Source organism: Streptomyces sp. NPDC007901 (genome assembly GCF_042959465.1).
In the GTDB taxonomy this organism is placed as follows: domain Bacteria; phylum Actinomycetota; class Actinomycetes; order Streptomycetales; family Streptomycetaceae; genus Streptomyces.
This window is the reverse complement of sequence record NZ_JBIBKW010000003.1, coordinates 875112-888412: the sequence shown is the minus strand read 5'-3', so window position 1 is coordinate 888412 and position 13301 is coordinate 875112. Positions and strand designations below refer to the sequence as shown.

General features: G+C 69.8%; 19 protein-coding genes. 6 read left to right on the top strand and 13 right to left on the bottom strand.

Features of this window, described 5'->3' with window-relative positions; all coding sequences use genetic code 11:
• A complete protein-coding gene (locus tag ACFZDK_RS14315; protein ID WP_390972385.1) occupies nt 1-828 on the bottom strand; it encodes a VTT domain-containing protein in 828 nt (275 codons plus the stop codon).
• Between the two features lie 138 nt (nt 829-966).
• Here ACFZDK_RS14315 and ACFZDK_RS14310 point away from each other — a divergent pair, with 138 nt between their 5' ends.
• A complete protein-coding gene (locus tag ACFZDK_RS14310; RefSeq protein WP_355727081.1) occupies nt 967-1335 on the top strand; it encodes a YbjQ family protein in 369 nt (122 codons plus the stop codon).
• Here ACFZDK_RS14310 and ACFZDK_RS14305 read toward each other — a convergent pair whose 3' ends face one another.
• Nucleotides 1336-2097 (bottom strand): TipAS antibiotic-recognition domain-containing protein, encoded by a 762-nt coding sequence (locus tag ACFZDK_RS14305; RefSeq protein WP_390972384.1) that lies wholly within the window; start codon nt 2095-2097, stop codon nt 1336-1338.
• A gap of 103 nt (nt 2098-2200) precedes the next feature.
• On the opposite strand from ACFZDK_RS14305, the gene ACFZDK_RS14300 reads away from it, so the two are divergent.
• Both ACFZDK_RS14300 and ACFZDK_RS14295 read left to right on the top strand, forming a co-directional pair.
• A complete protein-coding gene (locus ACFZDK_RS14300; protein WP_390972382.1) occupies nt 2201-3487 on the top strand; it encodes an ion channel protein in 1287 nt (428 codons plus the stop codon).
• 52 nt (nt 3488-3539) lie between these two features.
• Nucleotides 3540-4949 carry a glutamate decarboxylase gene (locus ACFZDK_RS14295; protein ID WP_390972381.1) on the top strand — a complete coding sequence of 470 codons (1410 nt, stop codon included), beginning with the start codon at nt 3540-3542 and terminating at the stop codon, nt 4947-4949.
• 120 nt (nt 4950-5069) lie between these two features.
• Here ACFZDK_RS14295 and ACFZDK_RS14290 read toward each other — a convergent pair whose 3' ends face one another.
• From ACFZDK_RS14290 to ACFZDK_RS14280, 3 genes are all read right to left on the bottom strand, one after another.
• The gene (locus ACFZDK_RS14290) at nt 5070-5606 is read right to left on the bottom strand and encodes a DinB family protein (RefSeq protein ID WP_390972380.1); all 537 of its coding nucleotides are present in this window, start codon (nt 5604-5606) and stop codon (nt 5070-5072) included.
• A gap of 111 nt (nt 5607-5717) precedes the next feature.
• Complete coding sequence (locus tag ACFZDK_RS14285; protein ID WP_390972378.1) at nt 5718-7178, bottom strand: aldehyde dehydrogenase family protein; 1461 nt, start codon at nt 7176-7178, stop codon at nt 5718-5720.
• A 110-nt stretch (nt 7179-7288) separates the two neighbouring features.
• Entirely contained in the window at nt 7289-8113 is an 825-nt protein-coding gene (locus ACFZDK_RS14280; RefSeq protein WP_359206852.1) for a helix-turn-helix transcriptional regulator, read from the bottom strand.
• A 333-nt stretch (nt 8114-8446) separates the two neighbouring features.
• Between ACFZDK_RS14280 and ACFZDK_RS14275 the strand changes: the two genes are divergently transcribed.
• Nucleotides 8447-8947, top strand: coding sequence for an ATP-binding protein (locus tag ACFZDK_RS14275; RefSeq protein WP_390972376.1), 501 nt, complete (start codon nt 8447-8449; stop codon nt 8945-8947).
• Between the two features lie 92 nt (nt 8948-9039).
• On the opposite strand, the gene ACFZDK_RS14270 is transcribed toward ACFZDK_RS14275, so the two are convergent.
• From ACFZDK_RS14270 to rpmG, 8 genes are all read right to left on the bottom strand, one after another.
• The gene (locus ACFZDK_RS14270; RefSeq protein ID WP_089100703.1) at nt 9040-9258 is read right to left on the bottom strand and encodes a DUF397 domain-containing protein; all 219 of its coding nucleotides are present in this window, start codon (nt 9256-9258) and stop codon (nt 9040-9042) included.
• Nucleotides 9259-9459: 201 nt separating this feature from the next.
• Nucleotides 9460-9930: an SRPBCC domain-containing protein gene (locus tag ACFZDK_RS14265; protein ID WP_390972374.1), complete on the bottom strand. Its 471-nt coding sequence runs from the start codon at nt 9928-9930 to the stop codon at nt 9460-9462.
• Nucleotides 9927-10271 carry a metalloregulator ArsR/SmtB family transcription factor gene (locus ACFZDK_RS14260; protein ID WP_390972372.1) on the bottom strand — a complete coding sequence of 115 codons (345 nt, stop codon included), beginning with the start codon at nt 10269-10271 and terminating at the stop codon, nt 9927-9929. The genes ACFZDK_RS14265 and ACFZDK_RS14260 overlap by 4 nt, the downstream gene beginning before the upstream one ends.
• A 13-nt stretch (nt 10272-10284) precedes the next feature.
• Nucleotides 10285-10662: a VOC family protein gene (locus ACFZDK_RS14255; protein ID WP_390972370.1), complete on the bottom strand. Its 378-nt coding sequence runs from the start codon at nt 10660-10662 to the stop codon at nt 10285-10287.
• Between the two features lie 92 nt (nt 10663-10754).
• Nucleotides 10755-10991: a 30S ribosomal protein S18 gene (rpsR, locus tag ACFZDK_RS14250; RefSeq protein WP_390972368.1), complete on the bottom strand. Its 237-nt coding sequence runs from the start codon at nt 10989-10991 to the stop codon at nt 10755-10757.
• 7 nt (nt 10992-10998) lie between these two features.
• A complete protein-coding gene (locus tag ACFZDK_RS14245) occupies nt 10999-12174 on the bottom strand; it encodes a GTP-binding protein (RefSeq protein WP_390972366.1) in 1176 nt (391 codons plus the stop codon).
• Complete coding sequence (locus tag ACFZDK_RS14240) at nt 12174-12422, bottom strand: type B 50S ribosomal protein L31 (RefSeq protein ID WP_390972364.1); 249 nt, start codon at nt 12420-12422, stop codon at nt 12174-12176. Before ACFZDK_RS14240 ends, ACFZDK_RS14245 begins: the two co-directional genes overlap by 1 nt.
• A gap of 9 nt (nt 12423-12431) precedes the next feature.
• A complete protein-coding gene (gene rpmG / locus ACFZDK_RS14235) occupies nt 12432-12596 on the bottom strand; it encodes a 50S ribosomal protein L33 (protein ID WP_355727060.1) in 165 nt (54 codons plus the stop codon).
• A 64-nt stretch (nt 12597-12660) separates the two neighbouring features.
• Between rpmG and rpmB the strand changes: the two genes are divergently transcribed.
• Together rpmB and rpsN are read left to right on the top strand one after the other, a co-directional pair.
• Nucleotides 12661-12897 carry a 50S ribosomal protein L28 gene (gene rpmB, locus ACFZDK_RS14230; protein ID WP_359206081.1) on the top strand — a complete coding sequence of 79 codons (237 nt, stop codon included), beginning with the start codon at nt 12661-12663 and terminating at the stop codon, nt 12895-12897.
• 18 nt (nt 12898-12915) lie between these two features.
• Nucleotides 12916-13221: a 30S ribosomal protein S14 gene (gene rpsN / locus ACFZDK_RS14225; RefSeq protein WP_390972363.1), complete on the top strand. Its 306-nt coding sequence runs from the start codon at nt 12916-12918 to the stop codon at nt 13219-13221.
• The last annotated feature ends 80 nt before the right edge of the window (nt 13222-13301 follow it).

The window sequence follows — 13301 nt, the reverse complement described above, 5'->3', positions numbered from 1 at the left end:
CTACGGGGCGCGGTACTGGTCCTCGTTGTACGGGTACTGCTGGTTGTAGTAGCCGTTCTGGTCGTAGTACTGCTGCTGGGGCTGCTGCGGCTGCACGTACTGCGGCTCGATCCTGCGCAGCTGCGTCGTCGCGTCGTCCATCACCGGGTACGCCGGGGGCTGCGGGAGCGGCGGCTGCTGGGCCGCTTCCTTCTTGGCCTTGGAGCGGGCGCGGAGGAACTCGATGATGATCGGGATCACCGAGACGAGGACGATCAGGATCAGGATCGCCTCGATGTTGTTCTTGACGAAGTCGATCTTGCCGAGCCAGGAGCCGAGCAGGGTGACGCCGGCGCCCCAGAGGATGCCGCCGATGACGTTGAAGGTCAGGAACGAGCGGTACTTCATGCCGCTGACGCCGGCGATGATCGGCGTGAACGTGCGGATCACGGGGACGAAGCGGGCCAGGACCAGGGACTTCGGGCCGTGCTTCTCGAAGAACTCGTGCGCCTTGGCGACGTTCTCCTGCTTGAAGAGGCGGGAGTCCGGGCGGTTGAAGAGGGACGGGCCGACCTTCTTGCCGAACATGAAGCCCGCCTGGTCGCCGAGGATCGCGGCGACGCAGATCAGGGCGACGGCGCCCCACAGGGGGAAGTCCAGCTGGTGCGAGGTGATCAGCAGGCCGCAGGTGAACAGCAGGGAGTCGCCCGGGAGGAAGAAGCCGATCAGGAGGCCGGACTCGGCGAAGACCACCAGGAGCAGGCCCCAGATGCCGAACGAGTCGAGAAGTTGGTTCGGATCCAACCAGCTCGGGCCGAGAGCGAGCGTCATCGTGGTTCCGGTCGTCACGGTTCCGGGCTCCTGAGGGGTGAGGGCACTACGCGTTCCATGTGCGGGCGCACAAAGCTATCAACGCAATGTGTCCACCCCAGGTTCCATGGGTGGAACCTGGATGCACTGTGCCCGGCCTGGGGAATGGCTGTGGACATGGGTATCGAAGAGTACGGCGGCGGCCAGGGGCCGCAGCCGGATGTGCTGGTCGTCACCACGAACGACGTTCCCGGGTACCGGGTGCGCGAGGTCATCGGCGAGGTCTTCGGGCTGACCGTGCGCTCCCGGCACCTGGGCAGTCAGATCGGCGCGGGTCTGAAGTCGATGATCGGCGGCGAGCTGAAGGGGCTGACGAAAACGCTGGTGCAGACCCGTAACCAGGCCATGGACCGGCTCGTCGAGCAGGCACGCGCGCGGGGTGCCAACGCCGTGCTGGCCTTCCGGTTCGACGTGACCGAGGCGGCGGACGTCGGGACCGAGGTGTGCGCCTACGGGACGGCCGTGATCATCGACAGAGCCGTCTAGTCAGACCGTGTGCCGGGCCGCGTTCGCCTCGATGGCCTCCTTCAGGTGCTCGGCCAGACCGGGGGCCATCGAGTCGTAGAACGCCTTGAAGCGCTCGTCGGAGACGTACATCTCGGCGAGGCCGCGGTGCAGGGCGTACGGGCAGTCGTAGAACCAGGCCGAGATGTGCTGCCGGTGCTCCTCGGCGAGGTCCATGGCGCGCTCGCCGGTCGGCGGCTCGGCGCCGGTCACCAGGGCGGCGTAACGCGCGCTCCAGTCGTCGACCTCGGCCTTCATGCGCTGCCAGTCGGCCTTGGTGTAGCGGGCCGCGCGGCGCTGCGACTCGGCGTAGGCCTCGGTGCCGCCCCAGCGCTGTTCGGCCTCCTCGGCGTGCTGGTCCGGGTCCTTGTCGCCGAAGACCTCGAAGCGTTCCTCGGGGGTGAGGTTGATGCCCATCCTGCGTGCCTCCATGGCGTGCTCCACGGCCGCGGCCATCCGCTGCAGCTTCTCGATCCGGGCGGTCAGCAGTTCGTGCTGCCGGCGCAGGTGTGCGCGCGGGTCCGCCTCCGGGTCGTCGAGCAGGGCCGCGACCTCCTCGAGCGGGAAGCCGAGCTCCCGGTAGAACAGGATCCGCTGGAGCCGTTCGAGGTCGGCATCGCCGTAGCGCCGGTGGCCCGCGGTGCTGCGCTCGCCCGGGACCAGCAGGCCGATCTCGTCGTAGTGGTGCAGGGTGCGCACGGTCACGCCGGCGAACCCGGCGACCTGTCCTACGGAGTAGTTCACTTCCGCTCCTTTCCGCGCTCCACCCTGGGGCCTCACGTCACGTGAGGTGCAAGCCGGTTTCGTTCAGGATGTTGTGCCGGTTTTGCCCGCTTATGGTGGGCCCGTGGCCCAGGACACCGCGCACCAGGCGCTCCCCACCCCGCCCTCGGCCCCCGCGCGTGCCCTGCTGCCGCTGATCCTGCCCGCTCTGGTCGTCGGGGTCGGCGGCAGTCTGCTGTTCCTGCTGGTGAGCTCGCTGGCCGAGCGGCTGCAGCACGTGCTGTGGAACAACCTGCCGGACGCGCTGGGCATCGGACGGTACTCGGTGCTGTGGATGGTCGTGATGCTGACGGCCACCGGTATCGCGGTGGGGCTGGTGGTGTGGAAGGTGCCCGGGCACGCCGGGCCGGATCCGGCCACCCTGGGGCTGGAGGCGGTGGCGATGCCGCCGGCCGTGCTGCCGGGGCTGGTCCTGGCGACCGTGCTGATGCTGGCGGGCGGGCCGAGCCTCGGTCCGGAGAACCCGCTCATCGCCGTCAACGTCGGGCTCGCGCTGTGGCTGGGGCGGCTCGCGATGCCCCGGCTGCCGAACTCGCTGTGGCCCGCGCTGGCCGACGCGGCGACGCTCGGCGCGCTGTTCGGTACGCCGGTGGCGGCGGCCCTGGTCATCTCCGAGGCGCTGGCCGGGAAACCGCTGAAGGGGGCGTTGTGGGACAACCTCTTCGGGCCGCTGATGGCCGCGGGGGCGGGCGCGATGACGACCGCCCTGGTGAGCCGTCCGACGCTGGACCTCGGGCTGCCCGCGCTCAGCCGCCCGCGCTGGCCCGATCTGCTGGGGGCCCTGGTGGTCGCCCCCGCGGCCGCGCTGCTCGGCATGTGCGCCGTCTACGCCTTCCCGTACGTCCACGGCGCATTCCGGCGCCTCGGGCACCCCATGGTGGCCCTTCCGGCCGGCGGGCTGGTGCTGGGCCTGCTGGGGGCGCTGGGCGGCCATCTGACGCTCTTCAAGGGGCTGGACGAGGTCGCGGAGCTGGCGAAGGACCCCGAGGGCTGGTCGGCCGGGCAGTTCGCCGGGATGGCGGTCGTCAAGCTGGCCGCGCTGCTGATGGCCGCCTCCTGCGGTTTCCGCGGCGGCCGGATCTTCCCGTCGGTGTTCATCGGCGCGGCCTTCGGGCTGTGCGCCCACGCCCTGGTGCCCGCGGTCCAGCCCTCGGCGAGCGTGGCGGCGGGTGTGCTGGGCATGCTGTTGGCGATCACCCGCCAGGGCTGGGTGAGCCTGTTCACGGCCGCGGTGCTGGTGGCCTCGCCGAGCATCGTCGCGCTGCTGTGCGTCGCGTCGCTGCCCGCGTGGCTGATGGTGACCGGGCGGCCCAGAATGCAGCTGCGGGCGGACGGTACGGCCCTGCGTTGATCCCTGTGAGTCATGAATCGTGAGTCGTGAATTCCTCTAGGAGGCACCCTTCATGCCGCTCCACAAAGGTTCCCAGAAGCACCAAGAGCGCCCCATGTCCGTCAACCCGTTCTTCGGTGAGGCGAACCCGGTCGCCGGCATGGCCGAGGCCCCGCCCACGCACCGGCTGCCGGAGGGCCCGCTGCCGCCCATGACCGCCTATCAGCTGGTGCACGACGAGCTGATGCTGGACGGCAACGCCCGGCTGAATCTGGCCACGTTCGTCACCACCTGGATGGAGCCGCAGGCCGGCGTCCTGATGGCGGAGTGCGACGACAAGAACATGATCGACAAGGACGAGTACCCGCGCACCGCCGAACTGGAGCGGCGGTGCGTGGCGATGCTCGCCGACCTGTGGAACGCGCCGGATCCGGCCAACACCATCGGCTGTTCGACGACCGGTTCCAGCGAGGCCTGCATGCTCGCCGGGATGGCGCTGAAGCGGCGTTGGATGCAGCGCAACACCGACCGCTATCCGGGCGGCGCCCGGCCGAATCTGATCATGGGCATCAACGTCCAGGTCTGCTGGGAGAAGTTCTGCACCTTCTGGGAGGTGGAGCCCCGGTTCGTGCCCATGGAGGGCGACCGCTACCACCTGGACGCGCAGGCCGCCGCCGACCTCTGCGACGAGAACACCATCGGGGTCGTCGCCATCCTCGGCTCCACCTTCGACGGGTCCTACGAGCCGGTCGCCGACCTCTGCGCCGCCCTGGACGCCCTCCAGGAGCGCACCGGGATCGACGTCCCGGTCCATGTGGACGGCGCGTCCGGCGGGATGGTGGCGCCCTTCCTCGACCCGGACCTGGTGTGGGACTTCCGCCTCCCGCGCGTGGCGTCGATCAACACCTCGGGGCACAAGTACGGCCTGGTCTACCCGGGCGTCGGCTGGGCGCTGTGGCGGGACAAGGAGGCGCTGCCCGAGGAACTCGTCTTCCGGGTCAACTACCTGGGCGGCGACATGCCCACCTTCGCCCTCAACTTCTCCCGCCCCGGCGCCCAGGTGGTCGCGCAGTACTACACGTTCCTGCGGCTCGGCCGGGACGGCTACCGCGCGGTGCAGCAGGCGTCCCGGGACGTGGCGACCGGGCTCGCCGAACGCATCGAGGCGCTCGGCGACTTCCGGCTGCTGACGCGCGGCGACGAACTGCCCGTGTTCGCCTTCACCACCGCCGACCACGTGACGGCGTACGACGTCTTCGACGTGTCCCGGCGGCTGCGCGAGAACGGCTGGCTGGTGCCCGCGTACACCTTCCCGGCCAACCGGGAGGACCTGTCCGTGCTGCGGGTGGTGTGCCGCAACGGCTTCTCGAAGGACCTGGCCGACCTGTTCGTCGAGGACCTGACCCGACTGCTGCCCGGACTGCGCCGGCAGCCGCATCCCCTGACCCACGACAAGGACGCGGCCACCAGCTTCCACCACTGAACGCTCCGCCGGGAGTGCCGCAATTGTGCCGCCGCCTGCCGTCTGCCGCGCCGTCGTGGCCGGTCGCGCCCACGCGGCGGAGCCGCATATCGATACAGCCCCGCGCCCCTTCGGGGGCGCTTACGCGCCCTGTTCCAGTGCCACCAGCTCGAAGGCCGTCTTCCCGTCCAGGGACTCGCGGATGATGTCGGCGTGGCCGGCGTGGCGGGCGGTCTCGCGGACGAGGTGGAGGCAGACCCAGCGCATGGAGACACTGCCCTTCGGGAACCAGGGGGCCTCGGGGAGCGGGAAGGTGTCGTCGAGGCTGGGGACGGAGCGGATGAACTTCTCCGTCTCGGCGGCGACCTGCTCCCAGTGGGCGAGCTGGGAGGCCACCGTCTCGTCGCCGACCAGCTGGAAGGTCTCGTGCCAGTTCGACTGGTCGCGCTGGATCGCCGGCGGCTCCTGCTTGGCCCGCGCGATCCAGCTCTGCTCGACCTCGGCGCAGTGCTTGAGCAGGCCCGCCAGGGGCAGCTCGCTCGCGCTGGGTTTGCTCGACGCCTGCTCGTCGGTGAGGCCGAGCAGGGCCCGGCGGATGCCGCCGCGCTGCTCCTCGATGAAGGAGAGCAGTGCTCCGCGCTCGTCGCCCTGTGCTTCCGCGGGAACGTGAGTGACCATGACCGGCCGCCTTTCCTCAGGTCGTGTTTCCCTGACACGACCGAAGCTACGGGCCCCTTAGGACAGATCGCGTCCTAAAGGGCCCGCCGGGGCCGAACTCATGAAGAGGGGCTAGAACGGGAAGCCGCTGCGCCCGTGCTGCACCGAGATCCACTTCACCGTGGTGAAGGACTCCACGGTCGTCTCGCCGTTCAGGCGGCCGATGCCGGAGTGCTTCTCACCGCCGAAGGGGACGAGCGGCTCGTCGTGGACGGTGCCGTCGTTGACGTGGAACATGCCGGTGTCGATCTGCTTGGCGAAGGCCACGCCCCGCTCGATGTCCCCGGTGTGGACCGCGCCGCTGAGCCCGTACGGGGTGTCGTTGACGATGCGTACGGCCTCCTCCTCGCCGTCGAACGGGATGAGGAAGGCAACCGGGCCGAAGACCTCCTGGCGGAGCAGGTCGGAGTCGGCGGGGACGCCGGTGAGGACCGACGGCTCGACCAGGTTGTCGGTGGTGGTGCCGTGCACCAGGGCGGTGGCGCCCTCGGCGACGGCCTGCTCGACGGTGGCCGAAAGCGACTCCGCCTGCTGGGAGTTGATCACCGGGCCGATGATGGTCTGCGGATCGCGCGGGTCGCCGGACTTGAGGGTCTTCACCTTGGCGACGAACTTCTCGGTGAACACGTCGGCGATCGACCGGTCGACCAGGACGCGGTTGGCGGCCATGCAGACCTGGCCCTGGTGGACGTACCGGCTGAAGACCGCCGCGTCGACCGCGTAGTCGATGTCGGCGTCGTCGAGGACCACGATCGCGCTGTTGCCGCCCAGTTCGAGCACCGAGCGCTTGAAGAGCGAGGCGCAGACGGTGGCCACGTGGCGGCCGACCTTGTCGGAGCCGGTGAAGGAGATGACCTTGGGGATCGGGTGCTCGATGAAGGCGTCGCCGATCTCCGCGATGTCGGTGACGACGACGTTGAGCAGGCCGCCCGGCAGGCCCGCGTCCTCGAAGAGCTTCGCGACCAGGGTGCCGCCGACGATCGGGGTGTTCTGGTGCGGCTTGAGGACCACGCCGTTGCCGAGCGCGAGCGCCGGGGCGACCGACTTGATCGACAGCAGGAAGGGGAAGTTGAAGGGGCTGATCACGCCCACGACACCGACGGGCACGCGGTAGAGGCGGTTCTCCTTGCCGTCCACCGGCGAGGGCAGGATCTTGCCCTCGGGGCGCAGCGCCCACTGGATCGACTCGCGCAGGAACTCCTTGGCGAGGTGCAGCTCGAAGCCGGCCTTCAGATGAGTGCCGCCGAGCTCGGCGATGATCGCCTCGGTGATCTCCGCCTCGCGCTCCTCGATGAGGCGCAGCGCCTTCTCGAAGACGGCCCGGCGGGCGTAGGGGTTGGTGGCGGCCCACTTCTTCTGGGCGCGCGCGGCGGCCTGGTAGGCCTGATCTATCTCCTCGACCGCGGCTATCGTGATCGACGCGAGCTTCTCACCGTCGTACGGATTGAAGTCGATGATGTCCCAGGAACCGGTCCCCGGGCGCCACTCGCCGTCGATGTACTGCTGGGCCAGGTCGGTGAAGTACGACGACATGTGATCCCCAAATCACTAGCAGACATGATCAACATCACGGTCTGATCACGCGTCATCGTACTTGTGCTACAGGGGAGTTGGGGACAGAGAGCGAACTTCTGGGGAGAGCCCTAGGAAAGTTGGAGGAGGCCCCGCAGCAGGTCCCGGCTCTCGTCCGGTCCCGGGCTGTCCTGCTGGAGTTCCTTCAGAGCCTGCTCGTACTGGGCGACGTCCTCGCGTTTGTCCAGGTAGAGGGCGCTGGTGAGCTGCTCCAGGTAGACCACGTCGGAGAGGTCCGACTCCGGGAAGCTGAGGAGGGTGAAGGAGCCGCCCTCCCCGGAGTGCCCGCCGAAGCTGAACGGCATGATCTGCAGTCGTACGTTGGACCGCTCGGAGATCTCGACGAGGTGCTGGAGCTGACCCCGCATCACCTCGCGGTCGCCGTAGGGCCGGCGCAGGGCGGCCTCGTCGAGAACGATGTGGAAGTCGGGGGCGTTTTCGGACACCAGGTACTTCTGCCGCTCCATGCGCAGGGTGACCCGGCGCTCGACATCGGCCTCGCTGGCCCCCTTCATACCGCGCCGCACCACGGCGCGCGCGTAGGCCTCGGTCTGCAGGAGGCCGTGCACGAACTGCACCTCGTACGCGCGGATCAGATGCGCCGCGCCCTCCAGGCCGACATAGGTGGGGAACCAGGTCGGCAGGACGTCCGAGTAGCTGTGCCACCAGCCCGCCACGTTGGCCTCGCGGGCGAGGGACACGAGCTGCTCGCGCTCCGCCTCGTCGGTGATGCCGTACAGCGTCAGCAGGTCTTCCACGTCCCTGGTCTTGAAGCTCACCCGGCCCAGCTCCATGCGACTGATCTTCGACTCGGAGGCACGGATCGAGTACCCCGCGGCCTCGCGGGTGATCCCCCGGGCCTCGCGCAGTCGCCTGAGTTGCGAGCCGAGCAGCATGCGCCGCACCACCGATCCGGGCTCTCCCGCGCTCACGTTCGCCAGCCTCCCCAACCGTCTTCAGGGCCCGCAGTCTGCCACTAAAACACTTCGAGCAGTACTCGTCCGGTTACGGAAACGGAAAGCGGCCAAAGTTTAAGCACAGGAAGTTGCAAGCAGGTAGTGAGCCAAGGGCTGCAAGTTGGCGGAAAAAATGGCCAACAAGCGGTACGGGAGGGTCCAATTCGGTCGCGTGCACGTGCATCTGCCCTTGCATCTGCTGTGCGCTTCCGAAACCATGGTCCCGCGCCACCGCTGCATCGCAACGACCGCGAATTCCCGGGAGTGCCTCGCATGGGGACGAATGGATCGACCATGCTCAAGCCATTACGGCAGGGCCTTCCGCCGCTCGACCCCGCGGCCGTGTCCAGCGCCGCCTCCTGCGCCCTGCCCGCCCGTCACGAAGCCGTACGCGAAGCACGTCGGTTCACCCGCAGAACCCTCGACCAGTGGGATGTCGGCGACCGCTTCGACGACGTCTGTCTCGTCGTCTCCGAGCTTGTCACCAACGCCCTGCGGCACGCGGTGCCCGGCGAGACCGACTGTCTCGCCGCGCCGCAGGCGCCGGCCGTGCGGCTGCATCTGATGCGGTGGACCGAGCGGCTGGTGTGCGCGGTGCGCGACCCGAGCCACGAGACCCCGGCCCCCCGCGACTCCGACGACTTCTCCGCCGAGTCGGGCCGCGGGCTGTTCCTGGTCGACTCCTTCAGCGACAGCTGGGGCTGGCACCCGCTGGCCGGCAACCTCAACGGCAAGGTCGTCTGGGCGCTGTTCCGGCTCCAGCCGGACGAGTAGCCGAACCCGGCATCGTGGGATGCCGGGTTTCTACGCGCGTTACCGAGCGTTGTACGACGATTGCCCGGAGTTGCCCCGGGAGCGGCCGCGGCTCAGCTCGTGATCAGGTGGTCGAACTCGCCGTCCTTGACGCCGAGCAGCATCGCCTCTATCTCTGCGCGCGTGTAGACGAGCGCCGGCCCGTCCGGGAAGCGCGAGTTGCGGACCGCAACGTCGCCGCCCGGCAACCGGGCGAACTCCACACAGGAACCCTGCGAGTTGCTGTGCCTGCTCTTCTGCCAGGCCACTCCGTCCAGCTGCGTGGCAGCCATGCCGTTGTACACGTCAAACCCCCCGTACACGCCGTCAACGTCGAGGTTCACAGGTCGCTCCCCGGTGGTGCACTAACTGGCTGATGTGACCATTGATGCTCTAGTCAACTGACCCGGATCATAACCCTGTTCATGTGCAGATGCATGAGCAGATGCACGTGCACGCGGGGTGTTCCTGCGGTTACAGCTTTGACGTCCGCTTTACTCAACCCGTTCCAGCGTCTGCCCCAGAGCTGCGAAGACATGCGACCGCCAGCCCCCGTCCATGATCGTGCGCGCCATCATCTGCGCAGGATCGTCCGGATCGAATCCCTCGTGTACTAGGAACAGACGCGTACCGCGGCCCTCGTGTTCCAACGTCCATGTGATGGTCCAGTGGGCGAGATTGGCCGGATCGGGATCGGACCACTGGACGGACAGCATCCGCTCCCGGTCGCAGGCGAGAACCTGCACGTCGACGACGCCGGAGAAGCGGGTGTTGGGACGCGGCACCGAGGTCATCCGGTACCGGTGACCGACCTCCGGACGGAAGTTCTCCGCGCCCGGCATCTGCCACTGCGCGAGCAGGTCCGGCTCGGTGAGGGCGCGCCAGACCTTCGCGGGCGGATGTGGAAGGAACTGGTCCACGCGGATGGTGGTGAGGTCGCCGTCACCAGGGTGCTCGGTCGTCATGGCTGATCATCGTCGGGCATGCGGTCGAGCAGCGCGCCGAGGCTCTTCAACCGGTCGCGCCAGAACCGCTCGTACGGGTGGAGCCAGTCCTGCAGGTCGGCGAGGGGGGCCGCCTCCAGGCGGTAGATGCGCTGCCGGCCGGAGCGCTGCTCGGAGACGAGGCCGGCCTCCCGGAGCACCCTGAGGTGTTCCGAGAGGCTGGGGCGGCGCATGTCGAAGTGGTCGGCCAGGGCCTGGACCGGCTGCGGCCCGCCGTCACGCAGCAGCCGCAGCACCTCGCGGCGGGTGGCGTTGGCGAGCGCGGCGAAGACCTGGTCCTCGACGGCACCGGTCGCGGTCATGCCGGGTCCTCCCCTACGGCTGGGCCTCCGTGAGCAGCATCAGACCGTTGCCGTCCGGGTCCCGGAAGGAGGCCATCCGGCCCCAGGGGAACGCGTCCGGGCCCTGTACGTCGGTGCCCGCCTCGGCGAGCCGCGCACAGTCGGCGTCGACATCGGTCGTCACCAACATGATCCCCCGCGCGGACCCGGGCTCGAAATCACCCATCCCCGGACCGGACAGGGTGAACACGGTCTGCGCGCCCCTGGGTGCGACCTGGAGCCAGCGTCCGGGCGGCATCTCCAGGTCGGCGGTGACCTCGAAGCCGAGGACGTCCCGGTAGAAGCGCAGGGCTCGGTCCTGGTCGGTGACGGGGAGGGTGACGAAGGAGGCGTGGGTGATGTGCGTGGTCATGGGGACGACAATAGGTAGGAACTTCCCTACTGGTCAAGCGTAGGGAAGTTCCTACCTATTGTCCCTATGGCCCCTATGACCCCTGCGGTCTTCTAGCGGACAGGCCCGTACGGCAACAGCGCCATCTCGCGGGCGTTCTTGATCGCCCGGGCCAGCAGCCGCTGCTGCTGCGCCGAGACGCGGGTGACCCGGCGGCTGCGGATCTTGCCGCGGTCCGAGAGGAACTTCCGCAGCAGGTCGGTGTCCTTGTAGTCGATGTACGTCACGCCCGCCCGGTCCAGCGGGTTCGGCCGGTTCGGCGTCGGCTTGCGGTCGGTCTTGCGGGGCATGGCGGGGTCAGACCTCCAGGAGGGTGTCGAAGGCGGGCGGCAGCCGCTTCCAGGCGGCCCGCCCGGCGGCGTACTCGGCGTCGGTCAACAGACAGGACTCCAGGAGACGTTCGAGCCCGTCGCGGTCGAGGCCGGGGGACGTGAAGACCAGGTGCTGGCAGCAGTCGCCGTGCTCCGGGTGCCAGTCGAGCGCCGCGGCGGCCCGGCGCACCGGCGGGACCATCTCCCAGGCCGCGTCCGGCAGGGAGGCGAGCCACGGCCCGGCGCTCTCCACGCAGAGGGCGCCGCCCGCCGCGTCCCAGTGCAGCAGCACATCGGGCTTGTCGGCGAGCCAGAACCGGCCGCGGCTGCGGGCGGCCGCGCAGGTCAGGTCCTCCAGGGCCGCGTACAGCCGCTCGGGATGGAAGGGCCGTCTGCGGTGCCAGACCAGCGTGGACACCCCGTGGCCGTCGGCCTCGGCGGGCAGCAGGGCCGAGGCCGGGTGCTGGGCGGCGGCGGCCGCCTCCACGTCGAAGCCGGCGAGCGCGGCCCGGACCAGCGCGGCGCCGGGAGCGGGGCCCGCCGAGTCCCCGGGGTGGCCGCCCGGGAGGGGGACTCGGCGGGCGGTCGGGTGGAGCTGCGCGAGCAGCTCGTGGTCCTCGTCGTCGGCCTCCGGGGAGTCGAGGACGGCGAGGACCGGGGCGTACTCCAGCTGCCGGGCAAAGGTGTCGGCGACCGTGCGCCGGTCGGCGGCGGCCGCGGCGAGGCCGGTGTCGGCGAGGTCGTCGCCGTTGCCGAGGTACGGCAGCAGCAGGGCCGGGTCGACGGCGGTGATCACCCCGGTGACGCTGAGCCCGCCCGCGACGACCACCTCGGCCATCGCCTTGGGCTCGACGGAGTCCCACAGCTCGACGACCGCGAGCCGGGTACGGCCGTCGTCGGCGAGCCTGCGCAGCTCGGGCACCAGGTCCTCGCGCAGGGCGCAGCACGCGCAGTCGTCGACCAGGGGCGTCTCACCGGCGGCGAGGACTCCGGTGGCGTCCCGGACGGTCCGTACGACCGTGCCGTCGGCGGCCGTCGCGAGGTCGTGGTGGAGTACGACGCTGCCGGGGACGTCGGCGAGCAGCCGGGCGACGACCCGCCTGCGGGCGTCGGCGTGCAGTCCGCCGACGATCACGACGGGGAGCGGGGCGGCGGGACGCATCAGCCCTGCTTTCCGTACCGCCGCTCGAAGCGCTCGACGCGCCCGGCGGTGTCGAGGACGCGGGCGGTGCCGGTATAGAAGGGGTGGCTGACGTTCGAGATCTCGACGTCGACCACGGGGTAGGTCCGGCCGCCCTCCCACTCGACCGTCTTCTCGCTCGTCATCGTCGAGCGGGTGAGGAAGGCGTGGCCGGCGGCCCGGTCACGGAACACGACGGGCCGGTGGTCCGGGTGGATTCCCTTGCGCATGGCGGGGGTTCAGCGCTCCTCTCGGAAGTCGACGTGCCGGCCGGCGACCGGGTCGAACTTGCGCAGCGTCATACGGTCCGGATCGTTCCGGCGGTTCTTGCGGGTCACGTAGGTGTAGCCGGTCCCTGCGGTGGACCGGAGCCTGACGACCGGGCGGAGTTCGTTGCGTGCCATGGCTGCTATCTTACTGAAAATGAATCCCATTAGCACTAACTATTCCGAGGAGAGCTACGTCACCATGTCCGCGCACTGCATGCTGACCGGCGCCCAGCCCGGTTTCGGCAACCGCGTCTCCCACTCCCACCGGCGGACCTCCCGCCGCTTCGACCCGAACATCCAGACCAAGCGCTACTGGCTGCCGGGCGAGGGCCGGCACGTACGGCTGCGGCTGAGCGCCCGCGCCGTCAGAACGGTCGACGCGATCGGCGTGGAGGCGGCCGTGGCGCGCATCCGCGCGCGAGGCGTGAAGGTCTGAAGGGGGCGGGGCACCGATATGGCGAAGAAGAGCAAGATCGCGAAGAGCGAGCGGCGGCAGCAGGTCGTGGCGCGGTACGCCGCCCGGCGGGCCGAGCTGAAGGAGATCGTCCGGCGGCCCTCCTCGACGGCGGCGCAGCGGCTCGCCGCCCGGCGTGAGCTGGACAGGCAGCCGCGCGACGCGAGCGCCACGCGTGTGCGCAACCGCGACCAGGTGGACGGCCGGCCGCGCGGTTACTTCCGCGCGTTCGGCCTGTCCCGGGTGAATCTGCGGGACCAGGCCCACAGCGGATACCTACCCGGCGTACGCAAGTCCTCTTGGTGAGTCCTGGTAGCTTGCGGCTGTCGCCCGGGCAGCCGGGCGGCCGACCCCCTAGAGCTCGGGAGCGTTGCGGTGACCACGGC

Bases quoted from the DNA above. Each gene is read 5' to 3' on its own strand.
- rpsR (WP_390972368.1), bottom strand. From the start codon at position 10,991: ATGCCCCGCAAGACCGACCGCAAGCCGACGCCGAACCGGCCGAACCCG.
- ACFZDK_RS14275 (WP_390972376.1), top strand. From the start codon at position 8,447: ATGGGGACGAATGGATCGACCATGCTCAAGCCATTACGGCAGGGCCTT.
- ACFZDK_RS14295 (WP_390972381.1), top strand. From the start codon at position 3,540: ATGCCGCTCCACAAAGGTTCCCAGAAGCACCAAGAGCGCCCCATGTCC.
- ACFZDK_RS14285 (WP_390972378.1), bottom strand. From the start codon at position 7,178: ATGTCGTCGTACTTCACCGACCTGGCCCAGCAGTACATCGACGGCGAG.
- ACFZDK_RS14290 (WP_390972380.1), bottom strand. From the start codon at position 5,606: ATGGTCACTCACGTTCCCGCGGAAGCACAGGGCGACGAGCGCGGAGCA.
- ACFZDK_RS14245 (WP_390972366.1), bottom strand. From the start codon at position 12,174: ATGCGTCCCGCCGCCCCGCTCCCCGTCGTGATCGTCGGCGGACTGCAC.
- ACFZDK_RS14255 (WP_390972370.1), bottom strand. From the start codon at position 10,662: ATGACCACGCACATCACCCACGCCTCCTTCGTCACCCTCCCCGTCACC.
- ACFZDK_RS14240 (WP_390972364.1), bottom strand. From the start codon at position 12,422: ATGCGCAAGGGAATCCACCCGGACCACCGGCCCGTCGTGTTCCGTGAC.
- ACFZDK_RS14280 (WP_359206852.1), bottom strand. From the start codon at position 8,113: ATGCTGCTCGGCTCGCAACTCAGGCGACTGCGCGAGGCCCGGGGGATC.
- rpsN (WP_390972363.1), top strand. From the start codon at position 12,916: ATGGCGAAGAAGAGCAAGATCGCGAAGAGCGAGCGGCGGCAGCAGGTC.
- ACFZDK_RS14310 (WP_355727081.1), top strand. From the start codon at position 967: ATGGGTATCGAAGAGTACGGCGGCGGCCAGGGGCCGCAGCCGGATGTG.
- ACFZDK_RS14265 (WP_390972374.1), bottom strand. From the start codon at position 9,930: ATGACGACCGAGCACCCTGGTGACGGCGACCTCACCACCATCCGCGTG.
- rpmG (WP_355727060.1), bottom strand. From the start codon at position 12,596: ATGGCACGCAACGAACTCCGCCCGGTCGTCAGGCTCCGGTCCACCGCA.
- ACFZDK_RS14260 (WP_390972372.1), bottom strand. From the start codon at position 10,271: ATGACCGCGACCGGTGCCGTCGAGGACCAGGTCTTCGCCGCGCTCGCC.
- rpmB (WP_359206081.1), top strand. From the start codon at position 12,661: ATGTCCGCGCACTGCATGCTGACCGGCGCCCAGCCCGGTTTCGGCAAC.
- ACFZDK_RS14270 (WP_089100703.1), bottom strand. From the start codon at position 9,258: ATGGCTGCCACGCAGCTGGACGGAGTGGCCTGGCAGAAGAGCAGGCAC.